15 protein-coding genes are annotated in these 17,404 nt (G+C 37.4%); 14 read left to right on the forward strand and 1 reads right to left on the reverse strand.

The genetic code is table 11. From position 1 onward, the window contains the following. Positions 1-5 precede the first annotated feature (5 nt). From BLE01S_RS04110 to BLE01S_RS04150, 9 genes are all read left to right on the forward strand, one after another. Positions 6-878 (forward strand): polyprenyl synthetase family protein, encoded by an 873-nt coding sequence (locus BLE01S_RS04110; protein WP_066140848.1) that lies wholly within the window; start codon positions 6-8, stop codon positions 876-878. 684 nt (positions 879-1,562) lie between these two features. Beyond that, entirely contained in the window at positions 1,563-2,177 is a 615-nt protein-coding gene (locus tag BLE01S_RS04115; protein ID WP_066137488.1) for a hypothetical protein, read from the forward strand. Between the two features lie 9 nt (positions 2,178-2,186). Continuing rightward, positions 2,187-4,079, forward strand: coding sequence for a 1-deoxy-D-xylulose-5-phosphate synthase (gene dxs, locus BLE01S_RS04120; protein ID WP_066140851.1), 1,893 nt, complete (start codon positions 2,187-2,189; stop codon positions 4,077-4,079). A 3-nt stretch (positions 4,080-4,082) separates the two neighbouring features. Beyond that, positions 4,083-4,910: a TlyA family RNA methyltransferase gene (locus BLE01S_RS04125; protein ID WP_066137489.1), complete on the forward strand. Its 828-nt coding sequence runs from the start codon at positions 4,083-4,085 to the stop codon at positions 4,908-4,910. A 108-nt stretch (positions 4,911-5,018) separates the two neighbouring features. Further along, positions 5,019-5,468 (forward strand): transcriptional regulator AhrC/ArgR, encoded by a 450-nt coding sequence (gene ahrC, locus BLE01S_RS04130; RefSeq protein WP_066140854.1) that lies wholly within the window; start codon positions 5,019-5,021, stop codon positions 5,466-5,468. 20 nt (positions 5,469-5,488) lie between these two features. Continuing rightward, positions 5,489-7,180: a DNA repair protein RecN gene (recN, locus tag BLE01S_RS04135; protein WP_066137491.1), complete on the forward strand. Its 1,692-nt coding sequence runs from the start codon at positions 5,489-5,491 to the stop codon at positions 7,178-7,180. Between the two features lie 109 nt (positions 7,181-7,289). Next, the gene (gene spoIVB / locus BLE01S_RS04140) at positions 7,290-8,579 is read left to right on the forward strand and encodes a SpoIVB peptidase (RefSeq protein ID WP_066137493.1); all 1,290 of its coding nucleotides are present in this window, start codon (positions 7,290-7,292) and stop codon (positions 8,577-8,579) included. Between the two features lie 266 nt (positions 8,580-8,845). Further along, positions 8,846-9,634, forward strand: coding sequence for a sporulation transcription factor Spo0A (gene spo0A, locus BLE01S_RS04145; protein ID WP_066137494.1), 789 nt, complete (start codon positions 8,846-8,848; stop codon positions 9,632-9,634). Positions 9,635-9,860: 226 nt separating this feature from the next. Then, on the forward strand, positions 9,861-10,613 hold the full coding sequence (locus tag BLE01S_RS04150) for a glycerophosphodiester phosphodiesterase (RefSeq protein ID WP_066137496.1): 753 nt from the start codon (positions 9,861-9,863) through the stop codon (positions 10,611-10,613). 55 nt (positions 10,614-10,668) lie between these two features. On the opposite strand, the gene BLE01S_RS04155 is transcribed toward BLE01S_RS04150, so the two are convergent. Then, positions 10,669-10,905, reverse strand: a complete 237-nt coding sequence (locus BLE01S_RS04155; RefSeq protein WP_066137498.1) for a DUF2627 domain-containing protein — start codon at positions 10,903-10,905, stop codon at positions 10,669-10,671. A gap of 216 nt (positions 10,906-11,121) precedes the next feature. Between BLE01S_RS04155 and BLE01S_RS04160 the strand changes: the two genes are divergently transcribed. From BLE01S_RS04160 to BLE01S_RS04180, 5 genes are all read left to right on the forward strand, one after another. Further along, a complete protein-coding gene (locus BLE01S_RS04160) occupies positions 11,122-12,219 on the forward strand; it encodes a Glu/Leu/Phe/Val dehydrogenase dimerization domain-containing protein (RefSeq protein WP_066137499.1) in 1,098 nt (365 codons plus the stop codon). A 107-nt stretch (positions 12,220-12,326) separates the two neighbouring features. Then, positions 12,327-13,751, forward strand: a complete 1,425-nt coding sequence (lpdA, locus tag BLE01S_RS04165; RefSeq protein WP_066137501.1) for a dihydrolipoyl dehydrogenase — start codon at positions 12,327-12,329, stop codon at positions 13,749-13,751. A gap of 32 nt (positions 13,752-13,783) precedes the next feature. Further along, the gene (locus BLE01S_RS04170; protein WP_066137502.1) at positions 13,784-14,779 is read left to right on the forward strand and encodes a thiamine pyrophosphate-dependent dehydrogenase E1 component subunit alpha; all 996 of its coding nucleotides are present in this window, start codon (positions 13,784-13,786) and stop codon (positions 14,777-14,779) included. Positions 14,780-14,794: 15 nt separating this feature from the next. Continuing rightward, the gene (locus tag BLE01S_RS04175; RefSeq protein ID WP_066137504.1) at positions 14,795-15,778 is read left to right on the forward strand and encodes an alpha-ketoacid dehydrogenase subunit beta; all 984 of its coding nucleotides are present in this window, start codon (positions 14,795-14,797) and stop codon (positions 15,776-15,778) included. A 34-nt stretch (positions 15,779-15,812) separates the two neighbouring features. After that, positions 15,813-17,090: a dihydrolipoamide acetyltransferase family protein gene (locus tag BLE01S_RS04180; RefSeq protein WP_066137505.1), complete on the forward strand. Its 1,278-nt coding sequence runs from the start codon at positions 15,813-15,815 to the stop codon at positions 17,088-17,090. Positions 17,091-17,404 lie beyond the last annotated feature (314 nt).

Genomic DNA, 17,404 nt, shown 5'->3' on the forward strand with positions numbered 1-17,404 from the left:
TCAGTATGGAGGAATTCTCAAACCGTTATAAAACTTTGTTAGATCGTAGCTTATTATCTGCTATCAGTAAGCTAGAAGCGCCTGATGTGCTTAAAGAAGCAATGATCTATTCTTTAAAAGCTGGTGGAAAACGAATTAGACCATTATTGCTATTTTCTACAATTACGGCATTTGAAAAAGACCCGGAAAGGGGGCTTGCAGCTGCTGTATCTTTGGAGATGATTCATACATATTCACTCGTCCATGATGATCTACCAAGTATGGATGACGACGATCTAAGGCGTGGAAAGCCAACAAATCATATGGTTTTTGGTGAAGCGATCGCTATTTTGGCAGGAGACGGATTGTTAACGCATGGTTTTCAATTGATCGCTGATGACAATCATTTAAGCGATCAAATAAAGGTAAAAATTATTAGTTTACTCGCCAAATGTGCAGGACCTGAAGGGATGGTTAGCGGACAAATTTTAGATATTCAAGGCGAAAATAAAAAAATGGACATTGTAGAGTTAGAGTATATTCATCGTCATAAAACTGGAAAATTGCTTTCGTTTAGCGTCTTAGCAGGTGCGATAATTGCTGGAGCAAATGATAAGCAATTAGCTTTGTTTGAAAAATTTTCCCAACATTTAGGACTCGCATTCCAAATTAGCGATGACATATTGGACATAGAAGGCAGTGAGCAAGTGATCGGAAAGCCAGTTGGTAGTGATACAGGGAAAACGAAAAGTACCTATCCAGCTATCTTAACGATACAAGGTGCAAGAGAACATTTATCGTACCATATTGAAGAAGCAAAAAATACCTTAAAAGAAATAGATTTACATACGTCTATATTGGAAAAAATGACTGATCTTATTGAAACGAGAGATCATTGAAATCCAGCTAAAATTGAAAAAAAAGCAAATTTATGATACAATTTCTTAAGATTATTGGATGGTGCAGTATTCTAGTCAATCTACCAGTCTTGAAGGTGGGCCTAAAAATCCACTAAAGGGCACATCGATGAAGTTCCTTGTTTCGGCTTGAGGCGCCCAGCCTTGGGTCGTAGCTGGGAGTAAAGGTGTAAGGGCGATCCACAAAGGCATGTGGGCGTTGACCCTTTACCGTGGAGGCTTCCCATTTTTCGGTAGGCCTTCAAGGCGTATACTCGAAAATGGAAGTATAGACCTGTGAGTTGATGCTGGGCATCAATAGCAGTGTAGCCTGCCTTGAGTGAAGTTTGAGGGGATTATGGTTATATGAGAATCGTTCGGTTGGCCATCGTTCTGTTCTTTTCCGTCCATATGAAATCAACTTTGCAAAAGAGGCTAGGGACTTGGTTAAAGGTTGCTGAGGAAATCTCCTAGACTGTTCGTATGACGTGAAACGGGGATTATAGTGCGGACTAAGTGGTAATCCAGTCTGACAGATGGTGACACTGTTAAGATAGGTTTAAAGGGAAACCGCCGGGATGGCGACATACGGTACCTGTTTGGGAAATCCTACTGGACCTAAGCCGTAATTTTTACTCGTTTGATGACCATCCAATTTATTATAATGAATGGTGAATAAATAAAATTATGAGAGATATATTTAAAAACTCAATTAAATGGAGTATTAGTATCGCCGTTATCACATTTGTGTTAGCGGCTATTTTTTCAATTGCTTCCAACGGGATATTAAATGAAGTTCCATGGTCACTTGGGCTTCTTGTTGTACTTTTTATTGTATTGATTGGTATACTTTTTGATATGATAGGGATTGCTTCCACTGCCGCTGACGAAACACCGTTCCATTCTATGGCAGCTAGAAAAGTGTACGGGGCTAAGCATTCGATTAGAATTGTCCGAAATGCAGATCGGTTTGCCAGTTTTTGTAACGATGTGATCGGTGATATTTCTGGTATTATCAGTGGTACGGCAATGGCATTAGTAATTATACAACTTGTACAAAGTATCGATACTTCTGGACACTCTCTATTAGAGTATGGAGTTAATATAGGCTTGACAAGTTTGATTGCGGCGCTTACAGTCGGTGGAAAGGCTTTTGGTAAAACATTTGCCATTAAATATTCAAGGGATATCATTTTTAAAGTAGGAAAAGTGCTACAATTCCTTGAGGATAACTTTCATATTACGATAATAAAAGACAACAGGAAGAAAAAGACGAAGCAAAAATCAAAGAAACGAAAGTGAGTGGTCCCGTTGGATCTATTGACTATAAAAGACCCTTCATTTCTGAAAAAAATGAATAAAGAAGAATTAGAAGCGCTTAGTTTGGAAATCCGAAATTTTTTAATAGAAAGACTTTCTATGACTGGTGGGCATATAGGCCCGAATCTGGGAGTAGTTGAATTAACACTTGCTCTCCATAAATGTTTTGACAGTCCACAAGATAAATTTCTTTGGGATGTAGGACATCAATCATACGTTCATAAAATATTAACCGGAAGAGCAGATCAATTCGATACATTACGCCAATACCAAGGACTATGTGGCTTTCCAAAAATGTCTGAAAGCGAGCATGATGTCTGGGAAGCCGGGCATAGCTCTACATCATTATCCGCGGCAATGGGCATGGCAATTGCTCGTGATATTAAAGGTGAATCATCCTATGTTATTCCAGTAATTGGGGACGGTGCATTAACTGGTGGGATGGCATTAGAAGCATTGAACCATATTGGGCATGAACAAAAAGATATAATTGTTGTGTTAAATGATAATGAAATGTCTATTGCTCCTAATGTTGGTGCACTGCATAATGTTCTCGGGAAATTAAGAACAGCTGGAAAATACCAATGGGCGAAAGATGAACTCGAATACTTGTTGAAGAAAATTCCAGCGGTTGGAGGTAAGCTTGCTTCAACGGCAGAAAGAGTAAAAGATAGTCTTAAGTATTTACTTGTCTCTGGTGTATTTTTCGAAGAGCTTGGATTTACTTATTTAGGTCCAGTTGATGGTCACGATTATGATGATTTATTTGAAAATCTCCAGTATGCCAAGAAGACAAAGGGTCCTGTATTATTGCATGTGTTAACTAAAAAAGGAAAAGGCTATAGTCCAGCAGAAGCAGATAAAACTGGTACTTGGCACGGTACTGGGCAATATAAAATTGAGACCGGTGATTTAATCAAAGCAGTTAATATTGCTCCAGCATGGAGTGCCGTAATAAGTGAAACAGTTCGCAAGCTTGCTCGAGAAGATGAGCGGATTGTGGCGATCACACCGGCGATGCCTGTAGGATCAAAATTAGAGAAATTTGCAGAAGAGTTTCCTGACCGAATGTTTGATGTTGGAATTGCAGAACAACACGCGACGACGATGGCAGCGGGATTGGCTACGCAGAAAATGAAGCCATTTCTTGCTATTTACTCGACCTTCTTACAAAGAGCCTATGACCAGGTTCTACATGATATTTGTAGGCAAAACTTAAATGTATTTTTAGGGGTCGATAGAGCAGGTTTAGTAGGAGCAGACGGTGAAACACATCAAGGTGTGTTTGATATTGCCTTTTTAAGAAGCCTGCCAAATATAGTTCTCATGATGCCAAAAGATGAAAATGAAGGTCAACATATGGTCAAGACTGCTGTTCAGTATAATGACGGACCAATTGCATTAAGGTTCCCCCGTGGAAATGGCTATGGTGTTCCAATGGATGATCAGTTACAAACAATCCCAATTGGCACTTGGGAAATATTGAAAACCGGACATGATGCAGCAATCCTTACTTTCGGTACGACAATTCCGATGGCGTTGGAAGCAGCCAATAGATTAGAGAAGCAAGGCATCTCGGTACGAGTGGTTAATGCTAGATTTATTAAGCCGATGGATGAAGCCATGCTTCATCATATCTTAGAAAAAAATATGCCCATTTTAACAATTGAAGAAGCGGTGCTGCAAGGTGGCTTCGGCAGTGCTGTTATGGAATTTGCCCATGATCAAGGGTATCATCATGCTACTATTGACCGCATGGGAATACCTGACAGATTTATAGAACATGGTTCTGTAAAAGAATTATTAAATGAAATTGATATGACTTCTGATCATGTCGTCTCCAAAATTAATGCGATATTACCACAAAAGATAAAAAGGGCGTAGCGAATGAAAGCAAAAAAACAAAGACTTGATCTATTATTAGTGGAACGAGGCCTCAGTGAAACACGAGAAAAAGCTAAGCGAGCTATTATGGCTGGTATTGTTTATTCTAATGAAATGAGACTTGACAAGCCTGGTGAAAAGGTAAATGAAGATATTGAACTAGCTATTAAGGGTAAAACAATGCCGTATGTGAGCCGAGGTGGATTGAAGCTTGAAAAGGCATTACAAACCTTTCATATAGATATGAACAATAGGATAATGATTGACATTGGAGCTTCAACAGGCGGATTTACGGACTGTGCTTTACAAAACGGAGCAACAATGTCATACGCGATCGATGTCGGTTACAATCAATTAGCATGGAAACTTCGTCAAGATGAACGAGTGATCGTCATGGAAAGAACTAATTTCCGTTATGTGGAGCCTTCTGATTTGAAAAAGGAAGTGCCGAATATTGCTACCATTGATGTGTCATTTATTTCACTTACACTTATATTACCAGTCTTAAGGAAATTATTAGCTAATGGAAGCGACGTTATCGCTCTAATCAAACCACAGTTTGAAGCTGGAAAAGGCCAGGTGGGTAAAAAAGGGATTGTGCGTGAAAAGAATATCCATGAAGAAGTAATCAGTAAGATTAAAGAATTTTCTTTAGCACAAGGTTACGATATTTTACATCTCTCATATTCCCCAATCACCGGTGGGGAAGGTAATATAGAATTTTTAATCCATCTTGGTTGGGAAAGCAAATTAGATCAGCCTGGTGATGACAAATCAGGTGTTTCGATTACCGATATCGTAGAAGAAGCCCATGAGAATTTCAAAAAATAAATTATAGAGAAAAGGGGCAATTCCTTAGGGATTGCTCTTTTCTCCATGACTAATTATAATGATGTATAAAAGAGTATAAAAATGCATGTTTTAAAAGGTGGGTATACATTGACAAAAGGTCAAAGACATATAAAGATCAGAGAGCTGATCGGTACGAAAGAAATCGAAACCCAAGATGAGCTTGTTGAACAATTAAGAAATGAAGGATTTAATGTCACGCAAGCAACTGTATCAAGAGATATTAAAGAACTTCATCTTGTGAAAGTTCCATTATCAGATGGTCGTTATAAATATAGTTTGCCTGCGGATCAAAGGTTCAATCCGCTTCAAAAGTTAAAACGTGCACTAACTGATTCCTTTGTAGGGATAGATTACTCACAAAATTTACTTGTGATGAAAACATTGCCGGGAAATGCACAAGCTGTAGGTGCACTTATCGACCATTTAGATTGGGAAGAAATCATGGGAACGATCTGTGGAGATGATACATGCCTTATAATTTGTAGAACAGGCGAAGACGCAAGTGTGATAAGTGATAAGTTTATTCAAATGCTGTAAGAAAGTGAGGTGGAATATCATTGTTGCAAGAACTATCGATTAAAAACTTTGCAATTATAGATGAAATTTCAGTTTCATTTAATAAGGGATTAACTGTATTAACGGGGGAAACAGGTGCAGGAAAATCGATTATTATCGATGCTGTTCATTTACTCGTTGGTGGACGTGGTTCTTCAGAATTTGTTCGTCATGGAGAAAAAAAAGCAGAAATTGAAGGTTTATTTTATTTAGAAAAAGACCATCCTTGTTTTAGAAAATCTGCTGAATTTGGCATTGAAATTGAAGAAGGTATGCTAATTTTACGCCGCGATATAGCTCAAACAGGTAAAAGTGTTTGTCGCATTAATGGGAAACTTGTTACTATCTCAATTTTACGTGAAATTGGAAGTACAATAATTGATATCCATGGACAACATGAACACCAGGAATTAATGGATGAATCCATGCATCTTCATTTACTAGATCAGTATGGAAAAGAAGAAATTGGTAAGACTTTAAATAATTATCAGGAAATTTATGTTCAGTATGATCATACAGCAAAGCAAATGAAGCAATTGACTGAAAATGAACAACAAATGGCACATAGATTAGATCTTCTTCGATTTCAACTACAAGAGATTCAAGCGGCAAATTTAAAAGTGAATGAAGATGATGAGCTAATAGAAGAAAAAAGTCGTCTAACTAATTTTGAAAAAATATTTGATGCAATTAAATCTGGTTACGAAGGTTTACAAGGTGAGCAAAGAGGCATGGATTATATTGGACATGCAATGGGACATTTAGAAACCGCCGCTGAACTAGATAACAATTATGTCGAAGTATTAGATGCTGTTACCACAACTTATTATGCTCTCGAAGATGTAGTTGGTACTTTAAGAACTGAATTGGACAAATTGGAGTTCGATCCAATGCGTTTAAATGAGGTGGAATCTCGCTTAAATGAAATCAATCAATTGAAACGAAAATATGGATCGTCAGTTGAAGAGATTATCGAATACAGTGCAAAAATTGAAGAAGAAATAGAATTAATCACAAATCGTGATGTTAGATTAAATCAACTTGAAGCAAAACTTACTTCTCTTAAAGAGGATTTAATGTTAGAAGGACGACAATTAAGTGATCTTAGAAAAAAGTGGTCAAAAAAATTAACAAAAGCGATTCATTATGAATTGAAACAGCTTTATATGGACAAAACAATATTTGAACCTGTGTTTATTTCTTCCTCTGATGTAGAAGGTCTAAGACAAGATGGCTTAGATGAAATCGCCTTTTATATTACTACAAATCCAGGAGAACCGTTAAAACCTTTATCAAAAGTTGCTTCAGGAGGGGAGTTATCACGAATGATGCTCGCTTTGAAAACAATTTTTTCAAAACATCAAGGTATCACCTCTATTATTTTTGATGAAGTAGATACAGGAGTGAGCGGTAGGGTAGCACAATCTATTGCAGAGAAGATTCATCAAGTATCTGCCCATTCTCAAGTACTTTGTATTTCTCATTTACCTCAAGTGGCTGCGATGGCTGATACACATTTATTCATTTCTAAAGATATTATTGCTGGAAGAACAAAAACAAGTCTTCATATTTTAAATAAAGAAGAAAAAATAAAGGAAATTGGCAGAATGATTTCTGGAGTAGAAATCACTGATGTCACGAAAGAACATGCAAAAGAATTGTTAGATATTGCCTATACGAAAAAAAATACTTGAAAAGCTATCCTATATTGGACAGCTTTTTTCCTTTTTACATGTTATAAATGGACGCGTTGCAGGCTAAATTATAGGTGTGGGCAGAACGCGAGGAGAGTGAACATGATTAATGTATGAGCGCATAAGAAAAATAACTGGTGGAATTCTCCTTGTTTCACTTATCATGTTGGCTTTTTACGAGCCATTTCAACAATATATCAACATTCCTTCCAGTATTACCATGTTCGAAGGGGAGGAAGAAACGATTTCCAAGAGTGGAACTGTATCAGTTTCCGCAGCTTCCACAAATATAAATACGGCGGATGTTATAGAAAGTGAACAAGCAATGTCAATACAAGGAAAGAATGCTGGGGAAGATGAAGTCATTCTTGAACTCGCAGGCTTTCCAGTAAAAAAAGTGGATGTAAACGTGTTAAAAGATTTTAAAGTCCTTCCTGGAGGACAATCTATTGGTGTAAAATTAAACACATTAGGTGTGTTAGTTGTAGGACATCACCTCGTCGCTACAGCAAATGAAAAAATATCACCTGGTGAAGATGCGAATATTAAAGTTGGGGATATTATTACCATGATTGACGGTAAAAAAATTGAAACAATGTCCGATGTTGCACCTTTTGTGGATGAAGCTGGAAAAAAGGGAGAGTCTCTTCAGTTTATTATTCAAAGGGGAAAGGAAAAAATTGAAACATCGATTAAACCGATTTTAGACCATAAAGCCAAATCGTATAAATTAGGTCTATATATTCGTGATTCAGCAGCAGGTATAGGAACAATGACTTTTTATGAACCGAATACAAAAAAATACGGTGCACTTGGCCATGTAATATCCGATATGGATACAAAAAAACCAATAGTAGTGGAAGATGGTCAAATAGTGAAGTCAACTGTAACAGCCATAGAAAAAGGGAAAAATGGGGTTCCTGGCGAAAAGCTGGCAAGATTTTCTGCCGATCGAGAAATCATTGGAAATATAACGATAAATAGCCCGTTTGGTGTTTTTGGGAAACTTAATCAATCTGTGAAAAATGGGCTTTTCGATAAACCGATGCCGATTGCATTATCACATCAAGTAAAAGAAGGCCCCGCCAAAATATTAACTGTTGTCGATGGTAATGAGGTAGAGGAATATGATATTGAAATAATGAGTACCATTCCCCAAAAATTTCCCGCAACAAAGGGAATGGTAGTAAAAGTAACTGATCCAGCTTTATTGAAAAAAACTGGTGGTATTGTACAAGGTATGAGTGGAAGTCCCATTATCCAAGATGGAAAAGTAGTGGGTGCGGTTACGCATGTATTCGTAAATGATCCTACGTCTGGATATGGAGTCCATATTGAATGGATGCTTCATGAAGCGGGAATTAATATATATGAAAAAGAACCGCAAAAAGCGAGCTGAAGAGGGGCAGTCTAGCCCTCTTTTTTTTACAAGGATATATCAGAAAATTGTGTTATAATAACTAAAGGAAATTCGACAAAAACGCTAATTTTAGCTAATAAAGTCGAAAAACGGAGATATATTGAGTATGCAGAAGATAATTAAAGAAAAATTATATAAAAATTAAAAAAATAAAGGGATTTCACCCTATTTGGCGAAATTGTCTGATAGAATAACAAAAGATCATAAAATAACTTTTTATAGGGAACCCGAGGAGGAAAGTGAAATTGAAAAAAATTAAAGTATGTATTGTCGATGATAATCGTGAATTGGTAGGATTATTAGATGAATTCATATCTTCGCAAGAAGATATGGAGGTTATTGGCGCCGCACACAATGGCCAAGATTGCTTGCAACTACTTGAGGAAGTTTCACCAGATGTATTAATTTTAGATATCATCATGCCTCATTTAGATGGTCTTGGTGTGCTTGAACGTCTGCGCCAATCACAAACAATCGCATATCCAAATGTAATTATGCTAACAGCATTTGGGCAAGAGGATGTAACGACAAAAGCTGTTGAGTTAGGTGCTTCATATTTTATACTTAAGCCATTCGATATGGAACATCTGGCAAATCATATACGCCAAGTAAGTGGAAAAGGAGTACCAACTCCACGAAAAACATCCCAAACTAAAACATCATCAGATGAGAAAAAGCCACTTAATCTTGAAGCGAATATTACTTCAGTGATTCATGAAATTGGGGTTCCAGCTCATATTAAAGGATATTTATATTTAAGAGAAGCGATTTCTATGGTCTATAACGATATCGAATTACTCGGCTCCATTACTAAAGTACTTTATCCAGATATCGCTAAAAAGTTCAACACGACTGCAAGCAGAGTAGAAAGGGCAATTCGCCATGCAATTGAAGTGGCTTGGAGCCGTGGCAATGTAGAATCCATATCATCTTTATTCGGTTATACAATCAGCATGTCTAAAGCAAAACCTACTAATTCAGAGTTTATTGCGATGGTGGCAGACAAGCTAAGATTGGAGCATAGAGCGTCCTAAACCACCTTATAATAGCGCCTTCACTAAATGGAAATTCCAGCATTTATATTATCCATCATAAAAAAATATCACTTCAAAACCGATGAATTTATTATTCGTTGGTCTTTTTTTATGTTTAAAAAGCGCTAATTTTTGTATTCTACTTTACAGAAAATAAAGCTTTTATTTTCACATAGGAAGGGAAAAAAGGGTATGATGATAATAACTTTTTATTGGTGGTGAAAAAATGACACTTATCATTGCGCATCGAGGTTCAGCTGGTACTCATCCTGAAAATACGATGGATGCTTTTATAGCAGCAAAAAAGTTTGGAGCAGATGGCATAGAGTTTGACGTTCATTTAACATTAGATGATCAAATAGTAGTCATTCATGATGAGACTATCGATCGGACGACAAATGGGACAGGAAATGTGAAGGATTTTACTCTTGAGGAATTAAAAAAATTAAAAGCAAATTACCATTATAAGCATTTTTTTAAGAAAGCATCGAAGATCCCATCACTTAGGGAGGTTTTTGAGTGGTTGGATAAAAATAAGTTAATTTGTAATATCGAACTAAAAAATAATAGTATTCCGTATGAAGGAATGGAAAAAAAGGTAATTGATCTAATTAAAGAATTTAAATTAGAGGACAGAATAATTATCTCATCTTTTAATCACAAATCTCTTAAGAATGTAAAACAATTAGCTGAAAATATTGAAACTGCTCCTTTATATAAAAATTTAATATATAAACCATGGGAATATGCGGAATCTATTCAAGCGAGTGGCATTCACCCCAAATTTACAGTAATGACGCCTGCTTTAATCAGCGATACTTTAAAAAACAATATGGCGGTTAGACCATATACAGTCAATAAAGAACGTGAGATGAAGAAGTTAATGGAATTAAATTGTACAGCTATTATTACGGATTTCCCGGAAAAGGCTTTTAAAGTGAGAGATACTCTAAATAATAAAAACGTAAGTGTCCAATAAGTGACGTATAAACATTTATAATTGGAAATAAAAAGATCTGCCCAAGTAGGCAGATCTAGCGTTTACGAAAGCGATCCTGGACTTTATTACCTTTCCGATCACGATGCAAAACAAATCCAGCGATAAATCCTAATCCAATAATGAAAAAGATAAGTCCTGAAAGAAATTGCATCCATAAATAAGGGAAAGGGCTTTGTAATTTAGCAAATAACATATCTCTCATAAGTTTTATACCATAACCAGCTAGGATTCCGGGAATCAATAACATGGTAAGTGCAATAAGTCTACCCATCGTACTCTCCTTAAAAATAGCGTCCTAAAAAAATCATATACTAACGGAATTATTTGTCAAGAAACCCGCTTTTAGCTACAATGAAGTGGAGAAGAAATTACATAAATGAGATGTTCCATTGAAAGACAGCAGTTAGTTATATATACCTTTAATCATTTCTGCTGATGTAAAAGGAAAGACATAACATTAATAATAGACATAAAGGGGATTTTGCAAATGAAGATATTTGATTATATGACGAATTATGATTACGAACAATTAGTATTTTGCCAAGATGAAAATTCGGGTTTAAAGGCAATTATTGCTATACATGATACAACTATTGGTCCAGCACTTGGTGGTACTAGAATGTGGCCATATGCTAGTGAAGATGCAGCTATTGAGGATGCGCTTCGTCTTGCGAGGGGAATGACTTATAAGAATGCGGCAGCAGGATTGAATCTGGGAGGGGGGAAAGCCGTCATTATCGGTGATCCTAGAAAAGATAAAAGCGAAGAAATGTTTCGCGCCTTTGGCCGCTTTGTACAAGGGTTGAACGGCCGATATATTACAGCGGAAGATGTAGGAACGACTGTCGAAGATATGGATCTTATTCATTTGGAAACAGACTTTGTTACAGGCATATCTCCGGCATTTGGTTCTTCGGGTAATCCTTCACCTGTAACTGCATATGGCTTATATGTTGGGATGAAAGCCGCTGCGGTAGAGGCTTTTGGATCAGATTCCTTAGAAGGAAAAACGGTTGCTGTTCAAGGGGTAGGAAATGTAGCCTTTGAACTTTGCAATTATTTACATAAAGAGGGAGCACAGCTAATAGTAACGGATATTAACAAGGCGGCGGTCGATCGAGCAGTGGAAGCATTTAATGCAAAAGCAGTCGATCCAGATGAGATTTATGGAGTTGATGCAGATATATTTTCTCCTTGTGCACTTGGGGCTGTTGTGAATGACGAAACGATCCCACAACTGAAAGCAAAAGTAATTGCAGGTTCAGCTAATAATCAATTAAAAGATACCAAACATGGTGATCGAATTCACGAAATGGGAATTGTTTATGCTCCTGACTATGTGATCAACGCTGGTGGAGTAATAAATGTTGCGGATGAATTAAATGGATATAATAAAGAACGGGCATTGAAAAGAGTGGAAACGATCTATAATAATGTTGCTAAAGTGCTTGAGATCTCTAAACGTGATGGTATTCCTACTTATTTAGCGGCAGACCGTATGGCCGAAGAGAGAATACAAAAGATTCAAAAGTCAAGGAGCCAGTTTTCGTTAAACAATAAACATATTTTGTCTAACCGGATTTAAAGCATGGACAACGGGAGCGCCTACGGGCGTTTTTCCGTGTATACAAGCCCAGTAATACTATTGCAATAGCATTTGAGTGTATTGGTTAACGATTTGGAGGGAAAATATTGACACAAGAATATGATGTTGTCATTCTTGGCGGTGGAACTGGTGGATATGTGGCAGCAATCCGCGCTTCACAGCTTGGTTTGAAAACCGCAATTGTGGAGAAAAATAAGATTGGCGGAACTTGTTTACATAAAGGATGTATTCCAAGCAAATCACTTCTTAGAAGTGCAGAGGTATATACTACTGCTAAACGTAGTGAAGAATTTGGTGTAACAATGAAAGAGGTAGGATTAGATTTTAAAAAGGTACAAGAAAGAAAAGATGGTATTGTAAATCAGTTGTACAAAGGTGTACAATCCTTAATGAAAAAAGGAAAAATTGACGTTTTTGATGGATTTGGTAGAATTTTAGGGCCATCGATATTTTCTCCAACTCCAGGAACTATTTCAGTTGAAATGGCGAACGGTGAGGAAAACGAGATGTTAATACCGAAAAATGTTATTATTGCAACAGGTTCAAGCCCAAGGAGTTTACCTGGAACGGAGATAGATGGATCGATCGTAATGACATCGGATGATGCTCTGCAAATGAGTGGTCTTCCTACATCTATTATCATTATTGGTGGTGGAGTCATTGGAATCGAATGGGCTTCTATGCTAGCAGACTTTGGAGTCGCTGTAACAGTGTTAGAATATGCAGAGACAATTATCCCGACTGAAGATAGGGAGCTATCTTTAGAGATGCAGCGTGCGTTGCAGAAAAAAGGGGTTAAAATTATTACAAATGCAAAAGCTTTAGCTGATACTTTGACGAAAGAAACAGGAATAGCCAGCATCTCTGTTGAAGTTAATGGCGAAGAAAAAATAATTACTGCAGAAAAGATCTTAGTATCAGTAGGAAGAGAAGGTAATACTGAAAATATTGGTTTGCAAAATACCGAAATTATTGTGAAGAATGGATTCATACAGGTAAATGATCACTTTCAGACGAAGGAAACACATATATATGCTATTGGAGACGTAATTGGTGGCTTGCAATTAGCGCATGTTGCATCACATGAGGGTATTAAGGCAGTCGAGCATATAGCAGGTCTGACACCTGAGGCTATCGATTATACGACTGTTTCAAAATGTATTTATAGTAATCCAGAAGCTGCTAGTGTAGGTTTGACGGAAACAGAAGCGCTGAAAAAAGGTTATACCATTAAAACAGGAAAATTTTCTTTTCAGTCAAATGGTAAAGCACTTGTTTATGGAGATTCAACAGGGTTTGTGAAAATTATTGCCGATGAGGAAACAAATGATGTTTTAGGTGTGCACATGATTGGACCTCATGTAACGGATATGATTTCAGAAGCGGGTCTTGCACATGTATTGGACGCTACACCTTGGGAAATCGCTAATACGATACATCCTCACCCCACCTTAAGTGAAGTCATTGGAGAAGCTGCGCTAGCTGTTGATGGAATAGCCATCCACAAATAGTCGAAGGAATAATCTAGCTAGGGGGATTCATAATGGAAAAAAATCGTCATGCTGAGCTAGGTCTCAGTGATGAACAAGTGTTGAATATGTATGAGACAATGTTATTGGCACGTCGAATTGATGAGCGTATGTGGCTTTTAAACCGCTCGGGGAAAATCCCGTTCGTCGTTTCGTGTCAAGGTCAAGAAGCGGCACAAGTTGGTGCTGCATTTGCACTTAATCGTGAGGAAGACTATGTTTTACCATATTATCGTGATTTGGGTGTCGTATTGGAATTTGGGATGACTGCTAAAGATCTTATGTTGTCAGGATTTGGTAAAGCGGAGGATCCTAATTCAGGTGGTCGACAAATGCCGGGTCATTTTGGGCAAAAGAGCAATCGGATTGTAACAGGCTCTTCACCAGTTACAACCCAAGTACCACATGCAGTTGGCATTGCGTTGGCAGCTAGAATGGAAAGGAAGAATCTAGTTACATTTGTTACATTTGGAGAAGGATCTTCTAACCAGGGAGATTTTCATGAAGGATTAAACTTTGCGGGCGTCCACAAACTACCTGTTATCTTCATGTGCGAAAATAACCACTATGCCATTTCCGTCCCACTTGAAAAACAATTAGCTTGTGAAAAAGTTTCGGATAGAGCGATTGGATATGGTATGCCGGGGATAACGGTAGATGGCAATGATCCACTTGAAGTGTACAAAGCGGTTAAAGAAGCTGCGGATAGAGGGCGACGTGGTGAAGGGCCATCACTTATTGAGGCAATAACACATCGTTTAACTGCACATTCATCTGACGATAATGATCGTTTTTATCGTCCTTCAGAGGAACTTGATAAGATGAAAACAGAAGATCCACTTGTTTTATTTGCTACTTATTTACAAAAAAATAATTTGTTAGATGCTAACATAGAAAAAGAAATAAACGATCGCGTAATGATAAAGGTGAATGAAGCTACCGAATATGCTGAAAAGGCACCTTATCCTGAACCTGAAGATACTTTGAAATTTGTTTATGCGGCGGAGTAAGGGGGAGAATGAGTAATGGCAGTAATTTCTTATATTGAAGCAATCACTTTGGCGATGCATGAAGAAATGGAACGTGATGAAAAAGTATTCATTCTTGGAGAAGATGTCGGTAAAAAAGGTGGCGTGTTTAAAGCCACTCAAGGGCTTTATGATCAATTTGGAGAAGAAAGAGTCATTGATACACCATTAGCGGAGTCTGCAATAGCAGGTGTCGGAATTGGAGCGGCTATGTACGGTTATCGTCCAATCGCAGAGATGCAGTTTGCAGATTTTATTTTGCCAGCTGTCAATCAAATTATTTCTGAAGCTGCTAAAATTCGCTATCGTTCCAATAATGATTGGAGCTGTCCGATGGTTATCAGGGCTCCCTATGGCGGTGGTGTACACGGTGGACTGTATCATTCCCAATCAATAGAGTCGATTTTTGCCAATCAACCAGGTTTAAAAGTTGTTATGCCTTCCACTCCATATGATGTAAAAGGCCTTTTAAAAGCAGCTGTTCGTGATGAGGACCCTGTCCTATTCTTGGAACATAAACGTGCGTATCGCTTAATCAAAGGGGAAGTACCTGATGAAGATTATGTTCTACCAATCGGTAAGGCGGATGTAAAGCGAGAAGGCGAAGATATTACAGTAATTACATATGGCTTATGCGTTCATTTCGCTCTTCAAGCTGCAGAACGACTTGCTGAGGATGGTGTAGAGACCCATTTACTTGATTTAAGAACAGTTTATCCATTGGATCAAGAAGCAATAATTGAAGCAGCATCTAAAACTGGGAAGGTTTTACTCATTACAGAAGATAATAAAGAGGGAAGTATTATAGGTGAAGTAGCAGCAATCATTGCTGAGCATTGTTTGTTCGAGCTTGATGCTCCGATTATGAGATTGGCAGGTCCAGATACTCCGGCAATGCCTTTTTCTCCAACCTTGGAAAAATATTTTCTAATCAATCCCGATAAAGTAGAAAAAGCAATGCGTGAGCTGGCAGAGTATTAAACATAAACATTAACGCAAAAAGGAGGTTATCCAATTGGCGATAGAAAACATCATTATGCCTCAGCTCGGCGAAAGTGTAACAGAGGGTACAATTACTAATTGGCTCGTTCAACCTGGGGTTCGTGTAAATAAGTATGACCCAATTGCAGAAGTAATGACAGATAAAGTAAATGCGGAAATTCCATCTTCTTTCACTGGTACGATTGCGGAGTTACTTGCAAAGGATGGAGACACACTTGCTGTAGGTGAAACTATTTGTACGATTGAAACGACAGATACAGCTAATGCGAATGTAAATAAAGAACCCATTAAAGGGAATTCGAAAAATGCTAATATGGAAAAGGCGATAGTAAATCAACAAGAACAAAGCGAGGAAAATCGTTCTGGGAAAACACGTTACTCACCTGCAGTCTTAAAAATGTCGCAAGAACATGGAATTGATTTATCTCAAGTTGAGGGCAGTGGGAAAGAGGGGCGGATTACGAGGAAAGATTTAAAGAAGCTTATAGATTCTGGATCCATTCCAACAGAAGATGCTATAAATCAGCAAAATGAAGTGAGTCCTCCTATATCTCCAGTTCCGAAAGTGCCTGAAACGCTTTTAACGCTTCCTGGAGATGTCGAAATACCCATTACAGGGGTAAGGAGAGCAATTGCAGACAAGATGCTTAGAAGCAAACAAGAAGTACCCCATGCTTGGACAATGACGGAGGTAGATGTAACGAGTCTCGTGAAATATCGTGATTCTTTGAAAACAGAATTTAAAAAGCAAGAAGGGTATAATTTAACTTATTTTGCATTCTTTATTAAAGCAGTAGCACAGGCACTCAAAGATATTCCGATGATTAATTCAATGTGGGCCGGTGATAAAATAATCCAAAAGAAAGATATTAATATTTCAATTGCTGTTGCCACAGACGATGCTTTATTTGTACCAGTCATTAAGAATGCCGACGAAAAATCGATAAAAGGCATTGCAAAAGAAATTGCAGAACTTGCTCAAAAAACAAGAAATGGTTCTTTGACGAATGAAGATATACAAGGTGGAACCTTTACTGTCAACAATACAGGTTCGTTCGGTTCCATTCAGTCAATGGGAATTATCAACCATCCCCAAGCTGCTATATTACAAATCGAATCAATAGTTAAAAGACCTGTCATCATTAACGATATGATTGCAGTTCGTGATATGGTAAATATTTGTCTATCACTCGATCATCGTGTTTTAGATGGTGTCATTTGTGGGAAATTTTTGCAACGCATTAAAAATATCCTTGAAAATATTTCTAAAGAAACTACTTCAATATATTAAGTAAATAGAAGCTGCTATGTTGGAGGACACTGAAAAAAGGCAAGGTTTTTAATCACAATATTCAGCTCATTAATACCGAATGATAGGAAACCAAAAAGACGACTCTACAATTCTAAACCAGAATTTAAGTCGTCTTTTTCTTTATCCTTTCGAGATTTATTATAAATATAGCCATGGCACCTTATATTTCAGAGCCCTTGCTTCAGATAGCGGCATTTTGTTCGTGTGCGAAGGGATAATTTTTTGAGCATTGCTTGGGATACATAAGTATAATAGTATAAGAATATACATGTAAAAATTTTCTCTTGAAAAGA

It is taken from the genome of Lederbergia lenta NBRC 16444 (assembly GCF_001591545.1).
GTDB classification, from domain to species: Bacteria; Bacillota; Bacilli; order Bacillales; family Bacillaceae_C; genus Lederbergia; species Lederbergia lenta.

Bases quoted from the DNA above. Each gene is read 5' to 3' on its own strand.
- BLE01S_RS04110 (WP_066140848.1), top strand. From the start codon at position 6: ATGGAGGAATTCTCAAACCGTTATAAAACTTTGTTAGATCGTAGCTTA.
- BLE01S_RS04115 (WP_066137488.1), top strand. From the start codon at position 1,563: ATGAGAGATATATTTAAAAACTCAATTAAATGGAGTATTAGTATCGCC.
- BLE01S_RS04125 (WP_066137489.1), top strand. From the start codon at position 4,083: ATGAAAGCAAAAAAACAAAGACTTGATCTATTATTAGTGGAACGAGGC.
- spoIVB (WP_066137493.1), top strand. From the start codon at position 7,290: ATGTATGAGCGCATAAGAAAAATAACTGGTGGAATTCTCCTTGTTTCA.
- BLE01S_RS04150 (WP_066137496.1), top strand. From the start codon at position 9,861: ATGACACTTATCATTGCGCATCGAGGTTCAGCTGGTACTCATCCTGAA.
- BLE01S_RS04155 (WP_066137498.1), bottom strand. From the start codon at position 10,905: ATGGGTAGACTTATTGCACTTACCATGTTATTGATTCCCGGAATCCTA.
- BLE01S_RS04160 (WP_066137499.1), top strand. From the start codon at position 11,122: ATGAAGATATTTGATTATATGACGAATTATGATTACGAACAATTAGTA.
- BLE01S_RS04170 (WP_066137502.1), top strand. From the start codon at position 13,784: ATGGAAAAAAATCGTCATGCTGAGCTAGGTCTCAGTGATGAACAAGTG.
- BLE01S_RS04175 (WP_066137504.1), top strand. From the start codon at position 14,795: ATGGCAGTAATTTCTTATATTGAAGCAATCACTTTGGCGATGCATGAA.